Origin of the sequence: Niveispirillum sp. (assembly GCF_017996735.1) — a bacterium.
In the GTDB taxonomy this organism is placed as follows: Bacteria; Pseudomonadota; Alphaproteobacteria; order Azospirillales; family Azospirillaceae; genus Niveispirillum.
On record NZ_JAGOGJ010000001.1, the window covers coordinates 180565 to 200012 of the forward strand.

Consider the following 19448-nt stretch of genomic DNA (forward strand, 5'->3'; position numbering starts at 1 on the left):
TGATTGCGAGGTTACTTGAAGCCGGATTGGCCGGTGGGCCAAACCACGGGCAATTTCGGCCAGTTTTGGCCGGATGATGCGTGACCACGGGCGTCTTCCATCCATGGAACGGTCCCGGGAATGATGCGAAATATAGTCACAAACTATTGATATGGATAAGATTATTTGGGCGTTGTGACGACCCCTTCCATATCCGGCCGGCAGAGGCCCTGGCTGGCCCCGTGGCCGAATTTTGTCAGTAAGTGGCGTTGTATTGTGCGCCCTTATCCGTGATCGTTCTTTTCAAGGAACATCGCAGTCCCCGGCCCCAAAAGCCGGGACCCGCACACGTCCGTGTGGTTAATTCGTTGGCGGTTGGGGAAGAGATGAATGTCTGATATCGACGCGCTGATCTTGCGCCGGCAACGGGTGCTGGGCCGCAACAGCCCGCTTTTCTATGATCGGCCGCTGCACCTGGTGCGGGGCGAGGGTGCCTGGGTCTATGACGCGGATGGCCGTGCCTATCTGGATGTCTATAACAATGTGCCCTGCGTTGGGCATTGCCATCCCCATGTCGTGGACGCCATCGCCCGGCAGACAGCGACGCTGAACCTGCATACCCGCTATCTGGACGAGACCCTGGTGGCCTATGCGGAGCGACTGACATCCCTGTTCGCGGACCCGCTCGATACCGTGATGCTGACCTGTTCCGGGACGGAGGCCAATGAACTGGCCCTGCGGCTGGCGCGGTTCGTCACCGGCGGGCAGGGGATCATCGTCAGCGACCTCTCCTATCACGGCAATTCCACCATCCTGGCCGGCATGGCCAGTTCCTTTCCGGGTGGGGAGCCGTTTCCGTCCTTCGCCCGCGCCGTGCGGGTACCGGACCCGGCCCATGACCGCCAGGGCAGGACCGACGCCGAACTGGCCGCCGCCTTCGCGGCCCAGGTCCAGGCGGCGGTGGACAGTCTGAAGGCCGAGGGCATTCAGGTGGCAGCCTTGCTGCTGGACAGTTTCTTTGCCAATGAGGGATTGCCCGACCCGGTGCCGTGCTATGTGGAACAGGCGGTGGAGATCGTGCGCCGGGCCGGCGGCCTGTTCATCTGTGACGAGGTGCAGTCCGGGTTCGCCCGCACCGGTGATGCGATGTGGGGGCATCAGTTGACCGGCGTCACGCCGGACATCGTGACCCTGGGCAAGCCGATGGGCAACGGCTATCCCGTGGCCGGCATGGTTACCCGGCGCGATTGGGTGGACCGGTTCGGCGCCGCGTCGCGCTATTTCAACACCTTCGCCGGTAATCCGGTGGCTGCTGCCGCTGGCATGGCGGTGCTGTCGGTGATTGAGCAGGAGGATATCCAGGGCAATAGCCGCCGCGTCGGCGCCCATGTCCGCGCGGGGTTGGGGGCGCTGGCGGCCAGACACAAGATCATCGCCGGGGTGCGCGGACGCGGGCTGTTCTTCGGGGTGGAACTCATCCGCCCGGATGGCACGCCGGCGGATGTGGAGACCAAGCGGCTGATCAACCGGATGCGCGACAATGGTGTTCTGATCAGCCGGATCGGCCGCAACAGCAATATCCTGAAAATGCGCCCGCCCCTGGTCTTCTCCACCGACAATGCCGATCATCTGCTGTCCGTCATGGACGATGCGCTGGCCGCCTTATAGGGGATCGATCCGTGGCCGATTTCTATCAACTCTGCGACGCGGACCAGGCGGAATGCCTGACGGGGCTTGCCCGGGCGGCCCTTGCCCGCTGGGATGGGCGGTTCAGCGATCCGGTGCTGTTCAAGTACCGGGAGAATGCCGTGTTTACGACCCGTCGCGAGGACGGCGTCCGGTTCGCGCTGCGTGTCCATCGCGCGGGTTACCACACGGATGGTTCGCTGCGCTCAGAACTCTATTGGATGCGGGTGCTGGGCGAGGCCGGCATTCCGGTGCCGCCGGTCCTGCCCGCCGCCGATGGCAGCCTGTTCGTGCATGCCGGTGCCGATGGCGTGCCGGAAGTGCGGCAGGTGGACATGCTGGGCTGGCTGTCCGGCGGCGACGGGCCCAGGGAGGACCCGGCCCGTCATTATTTCAAGGTCGGCCGGCTGGCGGCCCGGCTACACAGGCAGGGATCGGCGATCACGCTGCCCGCCGGTTTCGACCGGCATAGCTGGGATGCCGATGGTCTGCTGGGGGACAGTCCGGTCTGGGGCCGGTTCTGGGAACTGCCGGCCCTGTCGGCGGACCAGCGCGACCTGCTGCTGCGGGCGCGGGGCCAGGCGCGGGCCGATCTGGCGGACTATGGCAAGGCGGGCGACCGCTACGGCATGATCCATGCCGACCTGATCCGTGACAACCTGATCCAGGACGGCGACCGGTTGCAGGCTATCGACTTCGATGATTGCGGGTTCGGCTGGTACATGTTCGAACTGGCGACGGTGATCAACGCCATGCCCGATGGGGACGACGCGGTGCTGCGTGAGCAATTGTTTGAGGGCTATCGTAGCGTCCGGCCGCTGCCCGACCTTGATCGGCTGCCGCTGTTCCGTTTCCTGCGGGCGACGACATATCTGGGCTGGCTGCAGACCCGGTCGGAAACCCGGACGGCGCGGGAAAAGGCGCCGATGCTGATCGACAATTGCTGCCGGCTGGCGGCGGATTATCTGAAGAATGCAAGCGGAGGGCGGCCATGATCCGTGAAATTTTGAAGCTGGGCGACATCCGCCTGCTGCGTGTCGCCAAGCCGGTGGATGATGTCCACGATCCGGCCGTGAAGGCCGTGATCGCCGACATGTACGACACGCTGCACGCCGCCAATTCCTTCGGGCTGGCGGCCCCGCAGATCGGTGTCGATTTGCGTGTTCTGATATTCGGTATCGCGCCCAACAAATACCACCCGGATGAACAGCCTGTGCCGCTGACCGCGCTGATCAATCCGTGGCTGGAAATCCTGACGGAGGAGACGGTGCAGGCGCCGGAATCCTGTCTGTCGGTGCCGGGCATGCGCGGTCTGGTGCCGCGCCACACCCATATCCGCTATGGCGGCACGGCAGAGGATGGCAGCATGGTGGAGCGCGAGGCCAAGGGCTTCCACGCCCGGCTGTTCCAGCATGAATATGACCATCTGGACGGCATCCTCTATCCCCAGCGTATCCGCGACATGACGAAGTTCGGTTTCACCGAGGCCTTGTTGCCCGGCAATGACTGGGCCAAGCACGCGTCTGAATAGATCCGCCGCCTGAACGACAATTCCAGAATACCGGCCGGCCCCATCGGGGCCGGAAGGACGCTCCACGCCCGGACCATGGGTCGGCGATGGGGTGCCAAGGAGAGGACCCGATGGAGAATATTCCGTCCCTGATCATCGATGGGCGCCCGCTGGCGACCGGCCAGACGCAGGACGTCATCGATCCGGCCACCGGCCGGGTTTTCGCCCGCGCTCCGCTGGCCAGCCTGGCCGATCTGGACCGGGCTGTGGCGGCGGCCAGACGGGCCTTTCCGGCCTGGGCAGCAACCCCGATCGACGAGCGTGCGGCGGCCGTCGAACGCATTGCCGACGCCATCGGGGCAGCGCGCGACAGCCTGGGCGCGCTGCTGTCGCGTGAACAGGGAAAGCCCCTGCACAGCAGTGCGGTGGGGGAAATTTCCGGCGCTGCCGCCTGGGCCCGCGCCACTGCCGCTCTGCGTCCGCCTGTCGAGTTGGTCAAGGATGGCGCCGATGAACGGGTCGAGGTGCATCGCCGGCCGCTGGGCGTCGTCGCCTCCATCACCCCCTGGAACTATCCGGTGCTGATTTCCGTCTGGCATGTCATGCCGGCCCTGGTCGCGGGCAACACTGTCGTCCTCAAGCCCTCGCCCTATACGCCGCTTGCCGTCTTGCGGATGATCGAGATCGCCAATGCGCATCTGCCGCCGGGCGTGCTGAATTCGGTCTCTGGTGATGCGGTGCTGGGCCAGGCGATGGCCGAGCATCAGGGCATCGACAAGATCGTGTTCACCGGATCAATTCCGACGGGCCGGCGCATCATGGCCAGCGGTGCCGGCAATCTGAAGCGCCTGACCCTGGAACTGGGCGGCAACGATGCGGCCATCGTTCTGCCCGATGCCGATATCGACGCCATCGCGCCCAAGATCTTCGCCAAGGCCTTCAGCAATAACGGCCAGACCTGCGCCGCCCTGAAACGGCTCTATGTGCATGACGCCGTGCACGACGCGCTGGCGGACAAGCTGGCCGGGCTGGCCCGTCAGGCGCGCACCGGCCCCGGCAATGATCCCTCCACACAGTTCGGCCCCGTGCAGAACCGGGCACAGTTCGACCATGTCTGCGCACTGGCCGCCGATGCCCAGGCCAAGGGCGGCCGGTTCCTGTCCGGCGGGGCGCCACTGGACCGCGAGGGCTATTTCTTCCCGATCTCGATCCTGGTCGATGTCTCGGACGGGATGCGCATCGTGGATGAGGAACAGTTCGGCCCCATTCTGCCCCTCATCCGTTTCACCGAGGCCGAAGACGCCCTGGCCCGCGCCAATGCCAATGAGAATGGGCTGGGCGGTTCCGTCTGGTCGTCCGATCTGGCCAAGGCCCGCGCGCTGGCCGAACGGATGCAGGTGGGCACGGCCTGGGTCAATGATCACGGCACCATTTCCCCCGATGCGCCGTTCGGTGGCGCCAAGCAATCCGGCATCGGCACGGAATTCGGCCTGCACGGGCTGGACGAATATATGCAGCTTCAGACCGTCCGGGTCAGCCGCTGACCAAACTGGCCGAAATTGCCCGTCCGGCGGCCTTTGCGCGAGGCTGGCCGGCTGACACAATCGCTCGATGACCCGTCCCGAGGGAGTGCCGATTGCCCATGACCGATCCCACTGCGACAGACGCGCCACCCAACCCGCTCTATGCCTATTATGTGCTGTTCATCCTGGTGCTGATCTTCGTTCTGAACTGGATCGACCGGCTGGTGATCTCCATCCTGCTGGTGCCGATCCAACAGGAATTTGGATTGTCGGACACCGCCATGGGGCTGTTGAGCGGGTCCGGCTTCGCGGTGCTATACGCCATCGCCACCTTGTGGATCGCGCGCTTTTCCGACCGGAACAACCGGCGCAACCTTGTCTCTCTGGCGGTCACAGTGTGGAGCGTGGCGACGTCGCTCTGCGGCGTCGTCACCGGCTTCGGTCAGATGCTGGCGGCCCGTGCCGTCGTGGGCGTGGCGGAGGCCGGGGGCGGGGCGCCCACCTATTCCCTGATCGCCGATTATTTCGCGCCCCGGCGCCGGGCGCTGGCCATGGGCATCTATTCCAGCGGCATCTATATCGGCATCATGCTGAGCTTTCTGCTAGGCTCCTTCCTGGCGGAACGGTTCGGCTGGCGCATGACCTTCCTGATGCTGGGGCCGCCGGGCCTGCTGCTGGCCCTGGTGCTGCGCCTGACGGTGAAGGAGCCGCTGCGCGGCCGGTTCGAGCCGGCGGCCTTGCGCGGGGACGAACCGATGGGGGCCTCCCTGCGCTTCCTGGGACAGCAGCGCGCCTATCTGGCCGCGGCCGGTGGCCTGACCATCACGGCGGTGACGCAGGGTGCCTATGCCGCCTGGGCGCCGGCCTTCCTGATCAAGGTGCATGGGTTGGGCCTGACGGAGGTGGGGCTGCATCTGGGGCTGGTGCTGGGCATCGCCGGCGGTATCGGCACCTTCGTGGGTGGCGGGCTGTCGGACTGGCTGTCGGAACGCAACCCGCGCATCCGGCTGTATTTCCCGGCCATCGTCACCCTGCTGACCACACCGTTCTTCGCGATGTTCTGCCTGGCCGACGACCTTTATACCGGCCTTGGCATCTATGCCGCCGGTACGGTCATTTCCGCGATGCATTTCGGCCCGGCCTTCGGTCTGACCCAGAACCTGGCCCGGCCATCCATGCGCGGGCTGGCCACCGCCCTGGTGATGGTGGCCACCGTCCTGACCGGCCAGGGCATCGGCCCCGTCCTGACCGGCATGCTCAGCGACGGTCTGCGTGACAGTATGGGTGTCGATGCGCTGCGCTATGCGCTCGCCATCATGGCCGGCTTCGCGACGCTGGGTGCCTTGATGTTCGCCTATGGGGCGCGGTTCGTGGCCCAGGATATCGAGCGGGCAACCGGCGCCGACCTTTCCGGAGACAGACAATGATCGATCGCCGATCCCTGGCCGTGATGGGCGGCGTTCTGCTGGCCACGGCGGCCCAGGCTGCACCAGTGCCCGGCCGCGACACCATCCTGGCGCAGACTGGAGAGGCCCGTCGCCGGTTCGCCGAGATCCTGTTCACCCGCGACCATGCCGCCCTGCCGGGCCTGTTCACCGCCGATACGCTGGTGCTGCCGGCGGGCCGGCCGCTGGTGCGCGGCCGCGACGCCGCCATCGCGTTTTGGACCGCGGCGACCAGCAACCCGGCCCGGCGTCTGCGCAGCCAGTTCGACCTGGTCGACCAGATCATCGAAGGACCGCTGGTGATCGAGACCGGCCTGGCCACCGTCTCTGCCGTGGAGGAAGGGCGGGAGCAGGTCATCGACCACGGCAAGTACATCCTGGTCTGGAAATGGGAAGACGGACGCTGGAAGCGCCATCGCGACATCTTCAACAGCGACGCGCCCAAGGCGTGAAGCAGATGCACAGAGAAAAGGGGAATGCCATGAACCACATGATTGATCGCCGGTCCTTCGCTGCCATGGGGCTTGCGGGCAGCGCAGCTCTTATCGCCGGCAGCGGCGCGCAGGCCGCCCAGCCGCAAGCGGCAGACGGGCCTGCCCTGCGCACCGGCAAGAAGACCCAGGTGACCATGCTGCTCTATCCCGGGACCACGGTGCTGGATTGGGTCGGTCCCTATGAGGCGCTGCATCGGGTGGAGGGGATCGAGGTCGTGCTGGCCGCAAAAACCACCGATCTGATGAAAAGCGACAGTGGCATCATGGATTACAAGGCCAATGTCCGGTTCGACCAGATCGACCGTACCGACGTGCTGCTGGTTCCCGGCGGGGCCAAGGGCCTGATGGAGGCGTCCAACGACCCTGTCACCATGGACTGGCTGCGGCGCATGGACAGCAGCTCGATCTATACGGTCGGCATCTGCACTGGATCGCTGATGCTGTCCCATGCCGGCCTGCTGAAAGGCAAACGCGCCACCACCTATTGGAAATTCACTGGCATGCTGGATCAGGCCGGTTCGACCTTCGTGCCGGAACGATGGGTCCGCGACGGCAAATACTGGACCTCTGCCGGTGTCTCCGCCGGCATCGACCTCACTTTGGCCCTGATTGCCGACCTTTATGGAGCCAAGCGCGCGATGATGGCGCAGTTGGCCATCGAGTATGATCCCCACCCCCCATTCAATGCCGGTTCGGTCCGTACCGCCCCACAGGAAGTGATCAAGGCTCTGGGCGGTTGAGTGACCTGACGCTGCGGGCCGATCTCGACGGTGACGGCACGCTCTGATCAGCATCCCTGCCAGCGGGGCGCGCGTTTTTCGGTGAAGGCGCGCAGACCTTCGGCCCGGTCCAGGGCCGTCAGGGCGGCCTGGGCCTGTTCGCGGGCCCAGTCCCAATCCGCATCCCCGGTGCCGCCTCCCGCGCGGCGCAGGATGGCGATCGTGGCGGCCAGGGCTGTTGGGCCGTTGGCAAGGATGTCGGCGGCCAGCCGGCGGGCGGCATCCAACGCCTGTCCCGGTGCCGATAGCCGGTTGACCAGTCCCCAGTGGTGCAGGTCCCCGGCCCCGACCGCCGTCCCCGTCAGGGCGATTTCTGCCGCGACATGGTAGGGCAGGCGGTGGGGCAGGCGCAGCAGGCCGCCGCCAAGCGCCACCAGATTGCGCTTCACTTCCGGCAGGGCGAAGCGTGCGTCGCCGGCAGCGACGATCAGGTCGCAGGCCAGCGCCATCTCGAACCCGCCGCCGACTGCATACCCTTCCACGGCCGCGATCAGCGGCTTGGCAGGCGGGCTGCGGCAAAAGCCGAAAGGGCCGCGTGCCGTGACGGCGCCGCTATGCCCGTCGCGCGCCGCCGCCTTCAGGTCGGCCCCGGCGGAGAAGATGCCGCCGGCCCCGGTCAGGATGGCCGCAAAAAGGGCCGGATCTTCATCGACCCGGTCCATGGCCGCGTGCAGGGCCGCCGCCGTCGGTCCATCCACGGCGTTGCGCACGGCTGGCCGGTTGATGGTGATGATCAGCAGATGGTCCTGTTGCTCGACATGCACGGTCTGTCCCATGGCTCAGCCACCATTCGCCAATTGCCCGCCATCGGCCAGGATGGTCTGTCCCACCACCCAGCGCGCCGCATCCGATGCCAGGAACAGGACCACGCCGGCAATATCGTCGGGATGGCCCATGCGGCCTGTGGGCTGGCTGGCCAGCGCCGCCGCATAGGCGGGGTCGCCGGACAATCGGCGCTTCTCCCAGAAATGGCCCGGCGCCTCCGTCGATCCCGGCGCCACCCCGTTGACCCGCACCCCGCGCCCCAGCAGGGCCAGCGCCTGGCTACCCGTATAGTTCATCAGCGCGGCCTTCATGGCGGCATAGGCGGGCGCGCTGCGCGACGGGCGCAGGGCCGTGATGGAATTGACATGCACGATGACCCCGCCACCCGGTGCCCGTTCCAGCCAGGGCAGGGCGGCATGGGACAGGCGCACGGCGCCCAGCAGGTCGGTCTGCACTCCGGCCAGCCAGCTTTCCTCCGCATCGCTGCGCGCGAAGGCGGAGACATTGCTGACCAGCACGTCGACACCGCCCAGCGCCGCAGCGGCGCCGGCCACATAGGCGGCGACCTGATCGCCGTCGGCCACGTCGCAGATTGCGGCATGCACCGGGCCGCCATGGGCAGCCAGTGCCTCCCTTGTCTCCTCCAGCTTACGCGGATTGCGGGCGCAGATGGATATGCCGGCTCCGGCCCTGGCGAAGGCCTCCGCGATGCCGCGCCCGATGCCCCGGCTGGCCCCGGTGACGATGACGCGCGACCCCGTGAAATCGAAACGGGCCTGCCCGCCCTCACCCGATATCGGCAAAGACACTTTTCTGCTCCGTATAGGCATCGATGGAGGCGCGGCCCAGTTCCCGGCCCAGGCCGGATTGCTTGAACCCGCCGAAGGGCGACATCTGGTCCACCACCAGATAGGTGTTGATCCAGACCGTGCCGGCGTCGAGATCGCGCGCCATGCGGTGGGCGCGGGCCCCGTCGCGGGTCCAGACGGCGGCCGCCAGCCCGTAGATGCTGTCATTGGCCTTGGCCAGGGCGTCCGCCTCATCCTTGAAGGGGATCAGGGCGATGACAGGGCCGAACACTTCTTCACGTGCCAGGGCCATGGCCGGCTGGACATCGCCGAAGATGGTCGGGGCGACGTAGAAACCCGGCCGGTCCAGCGCGCCACCGCCCAGCAGCAGGCTTGCCCCCTCCTGCCGGGCCCTGTCGATATGTCCGCCGACGCGCCGCTGCTGTTCGGCCGATACCAGCGGACCCATATAGGTGCCGGGGTCGAACGGGTCGCCCACGCTCACCCCGCGTACGGCGGACACCAGCCTTCTGGCGAATTCATCATGGATATCCTGCTGCACCAGCAGGCGGGACCCGGCCACGCAGATCTGGCCCGACAGGGTGCAGAAGCCGGTGACGGCCCCGGCCACGGCCTTGTCCAGATCGGCATCGGCGAAGACGATGTTGGGCGACTTGCCACCCAACTCCATGGTCACCCGCTTCATGGTGTCCGCCGCCGCCCGCACGATGCGCTTGCCGACCTCGGTGGAGCCGGTGAAGGCGATCTTGTCGACGTCCCCGTGCGCCACCAGCGCCGCCCCTGCCGTCTCCCCGAAGCCGGTGACGATATTGACGATGCCGGGGGGCACGCCGGCCTCCAGCAGCAATTCGCCCAGGCGCAGGGTGGAAAGCGGCGTCTGTTCCGCCGGCTTCAGCACCACGGCATTGCCGCAGGCCAGGGCCGGCGCCAGCTTCCAGGAGGCCGACGAAAGCGGTCCGTTCCAGGGCACGATCTGGCCGCATACCCCCACGGGCTGGCGCAGCGTATAGTTCAGCAGATCGCCGCCCGCCGGGTTCGTTTCCCCCTGGATCCTGGTCGGCCATCCCGCGTAATAGCGGAAGGTGCGCGCGACGTCGGCCACCTGTGCCCGGGTGAACAGCAGCGGCACGCCATTGTTCAGAGTCTCCAGTTCCGCCAGTTCATCGGCATGGGCCTCCACTGTGGCGGCGATGCGCAGCAGCAGGTCGCCACGCGCATGGGGGTTCATGCGCCGCCAGGACTTTTCCTGAAAGGCCGCGCGGGCCGCCGCGACGGCGGCGTCGATATCGGCGGCATCCCCGGCCGCGGCGCGGCCGATGATGCTGCCGGTTGATGGATCGAGGGCGGCAAAGCTCCGTCCGGACCGCGCCGCTCCCCATTGGCCGCCGATCAGCAGGCGACCCTCCCCCTGTTCCAGCCAGCGGCGGGCGGCCGGACCCAGACGGTCGAATGATGTCCCCGCCATCAGAAGTCCACCCCCGCCGCCAGCCCGTAGGTCAGCGGCATGATCTGCTGGCGGGACTGTTTCAGGGCCGACAGGTTGGTACCGATGACGGTGCGGTCGGTCAGGTTGTTGCCGAACCCGCGCACATACCAGTCCTTGTCGGGGAAACGGTAGGTGACCGAAGCGCCCAGGCTGTCATATTCGTTGACCTTGTCGGCCGGCCCGACACCCACCTTGAAGCTGGCGGTGCGGTAATAGCTGCCGGAGAAGACCAGTTCCCCGCCATCGGCCAGATCGGCCGTATAATCGGCCCCCAGCGTGAAGGACCAGCGGGGCGCATAAAGGCCGCGCATGCCGCTGGCATCGATGCTGGACTGTGTGCCATTGCCGAACATGTCGGGGATGAAGGCCGTGGCATTGGGGAAATCCTGATATTCCGCGTCCAGCAGGGTGGCGCTGGCCCGTAATTGCAGGCCCCGGCTGGCGCGCAGTTGCAGGTCGGCATCCAGGCCGTAGATGCGCTCATTGGCGGCGTTCTGCAGGACGGTCGTGCTGGCGCCTGATCCGGCGGCCACGATCGTGTCCAACTGGATGTTCCGGTAATCATAATAGAAGGCGGCCAGATTGATCTGCAGCCGCCGTTCCATGAACTGCCCTTTCAGGCCTGTCTCATAGGCGTCCAGCACTTCCGGCTTCACCGGGGTCTGGCCCGGCGTGAAGTCGTTCATGTTGAAGGTGCCGCTCTTGAAGCCGCGGTTCCAGCTTATATAGCCCATGATGTCGGGCGTGAATTGCTGATCCAGCGCCAGCCGCCAGGTCAACTTGTCGAAGGTCCGGCCCAGATTGCCCTGATCCGACACCAGCGGGATCAGCACGGGGGAGGAGAAGCCGGGCGCGATCTGCCCCACCCCGGACACGGTGAAATCATAGCGGCGCCGCTCGCTGGTATAGCGCAGGCCGCCGGTCAGCCGTGTTGCTTCGGTCAGGTTGAAGGTCGCCTGGCCATAGCCGGCCAGGGCACGGGTCGGACCCTCCGTGCTGATGCTGGTGATCGACCCGCCGGGCACGCCGGGCACCGTGGCGAAGGTGCTGTTATAGGGGGCGGCCTGGATCAGGTTGAGGGGGTCGATATAGGCCTTGCCCTTGAAATAATAGGCACCCAGAACCCATTGCAGCGGGCTGTCATCGGCCGACAGCAATTGCAGTTCCTGGGAGAAATCCTTGGTGCCCTGGATTTCGTCGAAATAGAGCACGTTGGCGGTGGTGCCGTCATAATCCAGCTTGGAAATATCCTGCGTATGGACATAGCCGGTGATGGCGACCAGATCGACCTTGTCCAGCGACCAGCGCGCCTGCAGGCTGGCGCGGTAGGCTTCCGTCGCGAACAGATTGGGACTGCCGGCATAATGGCGGTCGCGCGCATCGAAACTGCCGCCCAGCAGCATGCCGACCGGGGTCGTGCCCGGTACGGGCGCCAGGTTGGAATTCAGGTCCGTCGTGCTGCGGTCCACATACATCAGGCCCAGCGTGGCCTCGAAATTGTTGCCCGGCCTGAACAGCAGCTTGCCATGGATGGCGTCGCTGTTGGTGCCGCCGAACCGGCCGGGATCCTCCGTGCCGGTATTGGTGAAATAGTCGCCGCCGCCGATATGCTGATAGCTGAGGCTGGCGGCGATGGTGTCGGACAGCGGCCCCGTGACATGGGCCTTGGCCGTCCAGCGGTCGAAGCGGGCGTAGGAGACCTCGGCGGTGCCGCTGGCCGTGAATTGCGGCTTCAGCGTGATGATATTGATGGCGCCGCCCGTGGCATTCCGGCCGAACAGGGTGCCCTGCGGGCCCTTCAGCACCTCGATCCGTTCGATATTGGAAAAATCGAAGACGTTGGCGGCCTTGTCGGACTGGTAGATGCCGTCGATATAGACGGCGATGGAACTGTCATTGCCCGTGGCCGGGGAATTGGAACCGACACCGCGGATATAGGGGATGAAGAAGGAATTGGCCGCCGTGGGGGCCGTGGTGACGCCGGACGCGATGCGTGGCAGATCCAGGCTGGAGGCGATGCCCGCCGTCTCGATCTGGTCCATGGATACGGGCGTGACAGCGATAGGGACCTTTTGCAGGTTTTCCGACCGGCGCTGGGCCGTGACGATGATCTCCTCCAGCGTGTCCGGCGGGTCCTGGGCCATGGCTGGTACCGCTGTCGCGGCCAGAACCAGAAGGGCCGGGATCAGCGACTTCCCGTCGACCTTGTGCATTGTTGCCTCCCTGATTGTTTGTTTGTGTTTGGCTAAGCGTGGGGCACCAGAACGGCCCGGCCCCTGATCCGGCCGGCATCCAGTCGGGCATAGGTGGCGTTCAGTTGGTCGTAACCGATGCGCAGGATCTGCGAATGGACGGACCCGTCCCGCGCCAGATCGACGGCCGCCCGCAAATCATCCAGGGTGCCGGCATAGGGTGCGCCGACGCTGGCGTCGCGCGGCATGGTGTGGAAGCGCAGCGGCAGCATGCCGCCGCCCACGCCCACGATCTCCAGCCGCCCTCCCTGGGCCAGCGTGCCGGCCGCCAGTTCCAGCGTCGCGTCATTGCCCACGAAATCGAGTACCAGATCGGCCCCCCGCCCGTCGGTCAGGGCCCTTATGTCCGCAATGCTGCCGGGACCGGCGGTCAGCGCCTGCGCGGCACCCAGTGCCAGGGCCTGTTCCAGCTTTTCCGGCAACCGGTCGATGGCGATGATCCGGGCCGGTGTCAGCGCCTTCAGCACCTGGATGGCCAGATGGCCCAGCCCGCCTACGCCGATGACCAGCGCCGTCGAACGGGGGTCCAGCAGGGCGGCCGTCCGCCGCACCGCATGGGTGACGGTGATGCCGGCACACATCAGGGGGGCCGCCTCCACCGGGTCCAGCCCGCCGAGCGGGATCAGGTGGCGGGGATCATCAACGATAAAGTAATCGGCCATGCCGCCATCACGGCCCGTGGCAAAGCCGGGGGTACTGCCCGCCCGCTCGCAGACATTCTCCGCCCCTCTGGCACAGGCCCGGCACCGCCCGCAGCCCCAGGAGAAATAGACGCCATAGGCATCGCCGATCCTCAATCCCTCCACCCCCGGCCCCAGCGCGTCGATGAAGCCCGTGGCCTCGTGCCCCATGGTCAGGGGCAGGGGGAAGAAGGACGGATCGGCATGGATGACCAGCAGGTCGGAATGGCAGAGCCCGGCACCGGCCGTGCGCAGCCGCACCTGGCCTGGACCCGGTTCCGGCACGGGGATCTCCATCACCTGGGGCATCCGCCCTGCTTCGGTCAGGCGATAGGCGCGCATGGTCCGGGTCATGTCCCTTCCTCCCGCAGGGCCTTGCCGCTTTTGGCGCGGAAGCGGATGGGCAGGTGCTTGATGCCCCAGAACAGGTTGGAACTGGCCATCTCCACCGGCCCCGCCGGCTCGACATCTTCCAGATGCTCCAGCATGGCGCCCAGCATCACGGCCATGTCCAGCCGCGCCAGATGCATGCCCAGGCAGAAATGCTTACCCACGGCAAAGCCCAGATGCTCGTTCTTCTGCCGCGTCACGTCGAACCGTTCGGGATCGGTGAAGACGGCCGGGTCGCGGTTGGCGCCGTGGAACCACAGGACCACTCGGTCCCCTTCGGCGATCCGCTGGCCGCCGATCTCCGTATCCTCCGTAGCGGTGCGCAGCGTGTGGGTGAGCGGGGAACTATAGCGCACGCATTCCTCCCCCGCCCGGCGCAGGACCTCGCGGTCCTGGCGATGGTCACGCAGATGCCGCCACTGGTCGGGTGCCGCCATCAGTTCGACCAGCCCCGTGCTCATCGACGCGCGGGTCGTCTCATGCCCGGCGGCGAAGAACATCAGGCCGTTGAAACCGATCTCCGTATCGCTCAGGGGCCGGCCATCAATCTCGGCTGTGGTCAGTGCCGTCAGCAGGTCGGCCCCGCCCTTGCCGCGCTTGGAGGCGGCCAGGTCGATGCAGGTGCGCATGATGTTGCTGACGCCTTCCGTCTGGGTGGCCAGCGCGTCGCCCATGGCGAATTCCGGGTCCTCCGGTGCCGCCAGCATGTTGTTCCAGCGGTAAAGATCGGCCCAATGGCTTTCCGGAATGCCCAGGATGGCGGCGATGACCGCCGTCGGCACCTTGCCAGCGAAATCGGTGGTGAAGTCACACGATCCCTGTTCCAGCAGGTCGGCCAGCAGATTGTTGGTGATGCGCCGGACCATCGCGTCCAGGTCACGCACCCCGCCGGGGGAGAAGAAGTTCCAGAACTGGCGGCGCAGGTCGGTATGGGGCTGGCCGTCCATGATGGCCAGTTGTGCGCCGCTATGGCTCAGTTCCGTGAACAGGGCGTCTTCCGGCGCTTCGAATTCCGGCCCCGCCGGCAGGTTGGCGCCATGGCGCTGCACGCTGAAGATACGGGTGTCGTTCATCAGGACGAAGCGCATGTCGGCATGGCGGGTCACGGACCAGAAGCCGTGACGCAGGCGGCCCTGGGTCCAGCGTACCGGCTCCTCCGTCCGCCATCGCCGCCAGATCGTGTGCGGATCGTTGCCCCCGAAGAAGGAGGGGGTGGTCAGATTGATGTCATCCGTGCGGCTATTGCTGTCGGGCTGTGCGGCCATGAACGCTCCTTCCCCGGTTGCGTCGGGAAGTCTTGCCGCCGGCCGCACGCCGCCATTCCGCAGCATGGTTTCCGCTGCGGTTGCGTCTCGTGTCCTGCCGTTGCTGGCCCGGCGGCTATGGCGCCGCTGCTTCCCGGATCATCCCTGTCGGTGCCTATTTTTTTGCCCCACAAAGGGCGGCACCATTTCTTTGAACCAGGACAGGATGAACCTCAGGGCATGGTTAACAAGCGAGTTTTCGCCCCGTCCGTATGATCGCTGCTCATGGGGTGGGGGTGATGGCCGCCACCAGATCCCGGATGCGCGTGAAGACCTGTGCACCGGCCGCGTTCAGGGCCTTGGTCTTGCTGGCCACCGTCCCCGTTTCCCCATGGATCAGGGCGCCGGCATGGCCCATCGTCACGCCCTCGCGCGACGATTGTCCGGCGATCAGGGCATAGACCGGCTTGGCGAAGCCCTGTTCCGTGATGGCGGCGGCCAGTTCCTCTTCCTCATCCCCGCCGATCTCCCCGATGATGACCAGGGCGCTGGTCTTCTCATCGGCGGCATAGAGCGGCAGCAGATCGGCGAAGCGCGTCCCCTTCACCGGGTCGCCGCCCACGCCCACCCACAGGCTTTGCCCCAGACCGCGCGCTACCAGCCGGTGACAGACCTCATAGGACAGAGTGCCGCTTTTCGACATGACGCCCAGGCTGCCCGGTGCCAGCGACACGTCGGGCAGGAACCCCATCTTCATGCGGCCCGGAATGGCCAGGCCCGGCGTGGAGGCGCCGATCCAGGTCGCCCCCGCCGCCCTTACCACCGCCTTGGCCTTCACCGCGTCATGGATGGGCATGCCTTCCGTCAGGGTGACGATGGTGCGGATGCCCGCTTCCACCGCCTCCAGGATGGCGGGCAGGACGGAGAGCGGGGGCACGATGGCGACGCTGGCCGTGGCGCGCGTAGCGGCGACGGCGGCGGCGCAGTCACGGAACAGCGGCAGACCGTCCACATCCTCTTCGCGGGGCGATACGCCGCCCACGATATTGGTGCCATAGGCCCGCATGTGATGCGTATGGGTGCGGCCGGCACGGCCGGTGATGCCCTGGACGATGGTGGGCGTGTCGGCATTGATCTCAAGCATGGGCGTCTTCCGCTCGGGCGATGGCCAGGTCGATGGCGCGTTCCAGGTCGGTCTCGATCAGTATGGGATTGCCGGCCTCTTCGATGATGGCGCGGGCCTTGTCCAGGCCGTTGCCGATCATGCGGGCGGTGATCGGCACCTTCAGGTGCGGCACAGCCTTCAGTGCGATGATCAGCAGCCGCGCGATCTCTCCCAGATCCGTATGACCTGCAAAGAAATTGATCAGCACGGAGCGGATGGACGGGCCGGCCGCGATCCGTTCCAGCACCTGGATCAGGCGGGCCGGATCGCCCTTGAACTGGCCCGTGCGGATGTCGCAGAAATTGAACGGCCGCCGGCCCCGCGCCACCAGTTCGTCGATCAGTTGCATCGACAGGCCCGCGCCCGTCGTGACCAGCCCGATATCGCCGCCGGCATCCAGCGGCACATAATCATAGCCCTGGTCCAGCTTCAGCGCGGCTTCGGGATAAAGGTCCGGATTGTTCTGCACGATGACGGCCAGATCCGGTTGCCGGGGAAAGGCATTTTCGTCCACGGCCAGCTTGGTATCGCCGATGATCCAGGATTGATCGGCGCGGATGAACAGGGGATTGATTTCCAGCAGCAATGCCTCGTGCCGGAAAAACAGCGGCGCCAGGCTGCGCGCCGCATCCGTGACCGGTTTCCGGACGGTGTCGGGCAACCGGGGCGACAGCGCATCGATGCCGGCCAGCAGGCTGTCCAGGTCCGGCGCCACGGTGGCGGACAGAAGATGCGGCCGCAGGGACGGGTCTTCCACATCCATACCCCCCTGCGCCGACAGCAGCAGGCGGATCGTGCCGGCCCCGGCATCCAGCGTGAAGGACAGGTAGGCCTCCGCCACAAAATCGATCGCGCCTTCCAGCCGGCAGGCCTGGACCCGGTGTCCCTTGATCTCCATGCCCAGCAGATCATCCAGCCCGGCGGCCAGGGCGCCGGCCTCGCGCACCAGCCGGATGCCGCCGGCCTTGCCGCGACCGCCCACGGGCACCTGCGCCTTCACGACCTGGGGCAGGGGCAGGGCGGGAAGGGCGGCGATGTCGGTGCGCCGGACCAGCCGGCCGGGCGGCACGGGCAAACCCGCCACCGACAGCAGCATCTTGGCGTCATGTTCAAGCAGCATCATGATGAGGGACCTTTCAAAGCCACCAGCGGCCGCCATTGATGAGGATGGTCTGGCCCGTGATGTACCGGCCTTCATCGCTGGACAGCAGCGCCACCATGCCGGCAATGTCCTGCGGTTCGCCCAGGAACCCCGCCGGGATGGAGGCGACGGCCTTTCGCGCCTCCTCCCCCGCGCTGCGTTCCAGGGCGCGGGTGCGCACCGGTCCGGGACAGACGGCGTTCACGGTCACGCCGCGCGGCGCCAGTTCGCGCGCCACGGCGCGGGTAAAGCCGATGATGCCGGCCTTGGCGGCGGCATAATCATGGCTGCCGACGGGGCCGATCACGGCCGATTCCGACGACATATTGATGACGCGGCCATATCCGCGCGCCGCCATGCCGGGGGCCAGCAGGCGGGTGAAGCGCATGGTGGTGAACAGGTTGATCTCCACCACGAAGCGCCAGACATCCTCCGTGCTGTCCAGGAAGCTGGTCTTGCGCTCCCGCGCGCCTTGACCGACATTGTTGACCAGGATATCGGCCGGGCCCAGTGCGGTCTCCGCCGCCGCCACGAAATCACCGGCCTGTGCGGGGTCTGTGCAGTCGGCAGCCCTGGCAAACACGGCCGTGCCCAACGCCGCCAGTTCATCGCGCAAGGCGGCCAGCGGTTCGGGTTCCAGATCAATGATGGCGAGTTTTGCGCCTTCCGCCGCCATGCGCAGGGCGCAACCACGGCCGATGCCGTTGGCCCCGCCCGTGATCATGGCGACACGGCCTTCCAGACGTTTCATGCGTCCGCTCCCTTATGCGTCGTTGCTTCAGCAGTGCCGACAGGCCGTGATCCGCGCAAACGAGTTTTCCGCATCCGTATGACGTCAGGTCATGTGGCGTTCCCCGGATGAGATCCGGTCATTCCGCCGGCCGATAAATGCAGTCGGCTTTGTCGCCCCCGGTGTTAGCCTCAGTCTCGGGAGGACGATCGTATGAGTGATCGAATTGCCGGGAAGCTCCGGTCCATGTCGGAACTGGACATATGGTTGGCCCAGTGGCGGGAGGAGGTGATCGAACCCTCCCTGCCCATCATCGACGCCCACCACCATCTGTGGGACCGCCCGCCCGAAACCTATCAATTGCCGGAACTGCTGGCGGATATCGGGTCGGGTCACGATGTCCGCGCGACGGTCTTTGTTCAATGCAACGCGATGTACCGCGCCGATGGGCCGGAGGAAATGCGCTGCGTGGGGGAGACCGAATATGTGAACGGCATCGCGGCGGCCAGCGCCAGCGGCATCTACGGACCGCAACGGCTGTGCGCGGCCATCGTGGGCCATGCCGATTTGCGGCTGGGTGCCGCCGTCATTCCCGTTCTGCAGGCCCATCTGCGCGCCGGCGGCGGGCGGTTCCGGGGGATCCGGCAGCAGGCGCAGCATGATCCCGTCCTGGGCGCGATGAGCCGGGTGCCGCCGCCGCCGGGTCTGCTGCACGATTCCGGGTTCCGCCGGGGCTTCGCCGAACTGGCGCCCCTGGGCCTGTCCTTCGATGCCTGGGTCTATTTCACGCAATTGCCCGATCTGGCCGACCTGGCCCGCGCCTTTGCGCAAACGGACATCATCCTGAACCATCTTGGCGCCCCCCTGGGCATCGGCCCTTATGCCGGCCGGCGCGACGAGGTGTTCCGCCAGTGGGCGGACGGGCTGCAACAACTGGCCCGGTGCCGTAATGTCGTGGTGAAGCTGGGCGGGCTTGGCATGCCGTCTTACGGTTTCGGTTTCCATGAACGCGCGGTGCCGGCATCGTCGCTGGAACTGGCCGCCGCCTGGCGTCCCTATGTGGAGACGTGTCTGGACCTCTTCGGACCGGACCGCTGCCTGTTTGAAAGCAATTTTCCCGTCGACCGGCAATCCTGTGCCTACCGCACCTTATGGAATGCCTTCAAACATATGGCCGCCGGCTGCACCACGGCGGAGCGGACGGCGCTGTTTTCCGGCACTGCCGCACGGGTCTACCGGCTGGGCAATGGTCAGGTGACGGGACCGGAAAAACAGGGTGCTGCCTTGGGATGAGCAATGCTCATCCCCGCACGCGGAAAACTCGATTCCTGTGGCCGGCATACGGCCATACCTTTCCATTGCGCCGAAAT

Annotated in this window: 17 protein-coding genes; 8 read left to right on the forward strand and 9 right to left on the reverse strand. The window is 66.4% G+C overall.

What is annotated here, in order from left to right; translation table 11 throughout:
* Positions 1-369: 369 nt before the first annotated feature.
* The 7 genes from KBA48_RS00750 (at position 370) to KBA48_RS00780 (ending at position 7377) form a co-directional block, all read left to right on the forward strand.
* Positions 370-1647, forward strand: a complete 1278-nt coding sequence (locus KBA48_RS00750; RefSeq protein WP_292902755.1) for an aspartate aminotransferase family protein — start codon at positions 370-372, stop codon at positions 1645-1647.
* An 11-nt stretch (positions 1648-1658) separates the two neighbouring features.
* A complete protein-coding gene (locus KBA48_RS00755) occupies positions 1659-2660 on the forward strand; it encodes a phosphotransferase (RefSeq protein WP_292902757.1) in 1002 nt (333 codons plus the stop codon).
* Positions 2657-3196 (forward strand): peptide deformylase, encoded by a 540-nt coding sequence (def, locus tag KBA48_RS00760; RefSeq protein WP_292902758.1) that lies wholly within the window; start codon positions 2657-2659, stop codon positions 3194-3196. The genes KBA48_RS00755 and def overlap by 4 nt, the downstream gene beginning before the upstream one ends.
* 110 nt (positions 3197-3306) lie before the next feature.
* Positions 3307-4719: an aldehyde dehydrogenase family protein gene (locus KBA48_RS00765; RefSeq protein ID WP_292902760.1), complete on the forward strand. Its 1413-nt coding sequence runs from the start codon at positions 3307-3309 to the stop codon at positions 4717-4719.
* Positions 4720-4817: 98 nt separating this feature from the next.
* Positions 4818-6125 carry an MFS transporter gene (locus tag KBA48_RS00770; protein WP_292902762.1) on the forward strand — a complete coding sequence of 436 codons (1308 nt, stop codon included), beginning with the start codon at positions 4818-4820 and terminating at the stop codon, positions 6123-6125.
* Positions 6122-6595, forward strand: coding sequence for a nuclear transport factor 2 family protein (locus KBA48_RS00775; RefSeq protein ID WP_292902764.1), 474 nt, complete (start codon positions 6122-6124; stop codon positions 6593-6595). The genes KBA48_RS00770 and KBA48_RS00775 overlap by 4 nt, the downstream gene beginning before the upstream one ends.
* 29 nt (positions 6596-6624) lie before the next feature.
* Positions 6625-7377, forward strand: coding sequence for a DJ-1/PfpI family protein (locus KBA48_RS00780; RefSeq protein ID WP_292902766.1), 753 nt, complete (start codon positions 6625-6627; stop codon positions 7375-7377).
* Between the two features lie 47 nt (positions 7378-7424).
* Here KBA48_RS00780 and KBA48_RS00785 read toward each other — a convergent pair whose 3' ends face one another.
* The 9 genes from KBA48_RS00785 to KBA48_RS00825 all read right to left on the reverse strand — a co-directional run bounded on the left by KBA48_RS00785 (position 7425) and on the right by KBA48_RS00825 (position 18099).
* Positions 7425-8192, reverse strand: a complete 768-nt coding sequence (locus KBA48_RS00785) for a crotonase/enoyl-CoA hydratase family protein (protein ID WP_292902768.1) — start codon at positions 8190-8192, stop codon at positions 7425-7427.
* A 3-nt stretch (positions 8193-8195) separates the two neighbouring features.
* The gene (locus tag KBA48_RS00790) at positions 8196-8990 is read right to left on the reverse strand and encodes an SDR family oxidoreductase (protein ID WP_292902770.1); all 795 of its coding nucleotides are present in this window, start codon (positions 8988-8990) and stop codon (positions 8196-8198) included.
* Complete coding sequence (locus KBA48_RS00795; protein WP_292902772.1) at positions 8968-10455, reverse strand: aldehyde dehydrogenase family protein; 1488 nt, start codon at positions 10453-10455, stop codon at positions 8968-8970. Before KBA48_RS00795 ends, KBA48_RS00790 begins: the two co-directional genes overlap by 23 nt.
* The gene (locus KBA48_RS00800; RefSeq protein ID WP_292902774.1) at positions 10455-12689 is read right to left on the reverse strand and encodes a TonB-dependent receptor; all 2235 of its coding nucleotides are present in this window, start codon (positions 12687-12689) and stop codon (positions 10455-10457) included. The genes KBA48_RS00795 and KBA48_RS00800 overlap by 1 nt, the downstream gene beginning before the upstream one ends.
* A 32-nt stretch (positions 12690-12721) precedes the next feature.
* Positions 12722-13762, reverse strand: coding sequence for an NAD(P)-dependent alcohol dehydrogenase (locus KBA48_RS00805; protein WP_292902776.1), 1041 nt, complete (start codon positions 13760-13762; stop codon positions 12722-12724).
* Complete coding sequence (locus tag KBA48_RS00810; RefSeq protein WP_292902778.1) at positions 13759-15063, reverse strand: cytochrome P450; 1305 nt, start codon at positions 15061-15063, stop codon at positions 13759-13761. Before KBA48_RS00810 ends, KBA48_RS00805 begins: the two co-directional genes overlap by 4 nt.
* 262 nt (positions 15064-15325) lie before the next feature.
* Positions 15326-16186 carry a succinate--CoA ligase subunit alpha gene (locus KBA48_RS00815; RefSeq protein ID WP_292902780.1) on the reverse strand — a complete coding sequence of 287 codons (861 nt, stop codon included), beginning with the start codon at positions 16184-16186 and terminating at the stop codon, positions 15326-15328.
* Complete coding sequence (locus KBA48_RS00820) at positions 16179-17330, reverse strand: ATP-grasp domain-containing protein (RefSeq protein ID WP_292902782.1); 1152 nt, start codon at positions 17328-17330, stop codon at positions 16179-16181. Before KBA48_RS00820 ends, KBA48_RS00815 begins: the two co-directional genes overlap by 8 nt.
* A gap of 13 nt (positions 17331-17343) precedes the next feature.
* Entirely contained in the window at positions 17344-18099 is a 756-nt protein-coding gene (locus KBA48_RS00825; protein WP_292902784.1) for an SDR family NAD(P)-dependent oxidoreductase, read from the reverse strand.
* A gap of 192 nt (positions 18100-18291) precedes the next feature.
* On the opposite strand from KBA48_RS00825, the gene KBA48_RS00830 reads away from it, so the two are divergent.
* On the forward strand, positions 18292-19371 hold the full coding sequence (locus KBA48_RS00830) for an amidohydrolase (RefSeq protein WP_292902786.1): 1080 nt from the start codon (positions 18292-18294) through the stop codon (positions 19369-19371).
* The last annotated feature ends 77 nt before the right edge of the window (positions 19372-19448 follow it).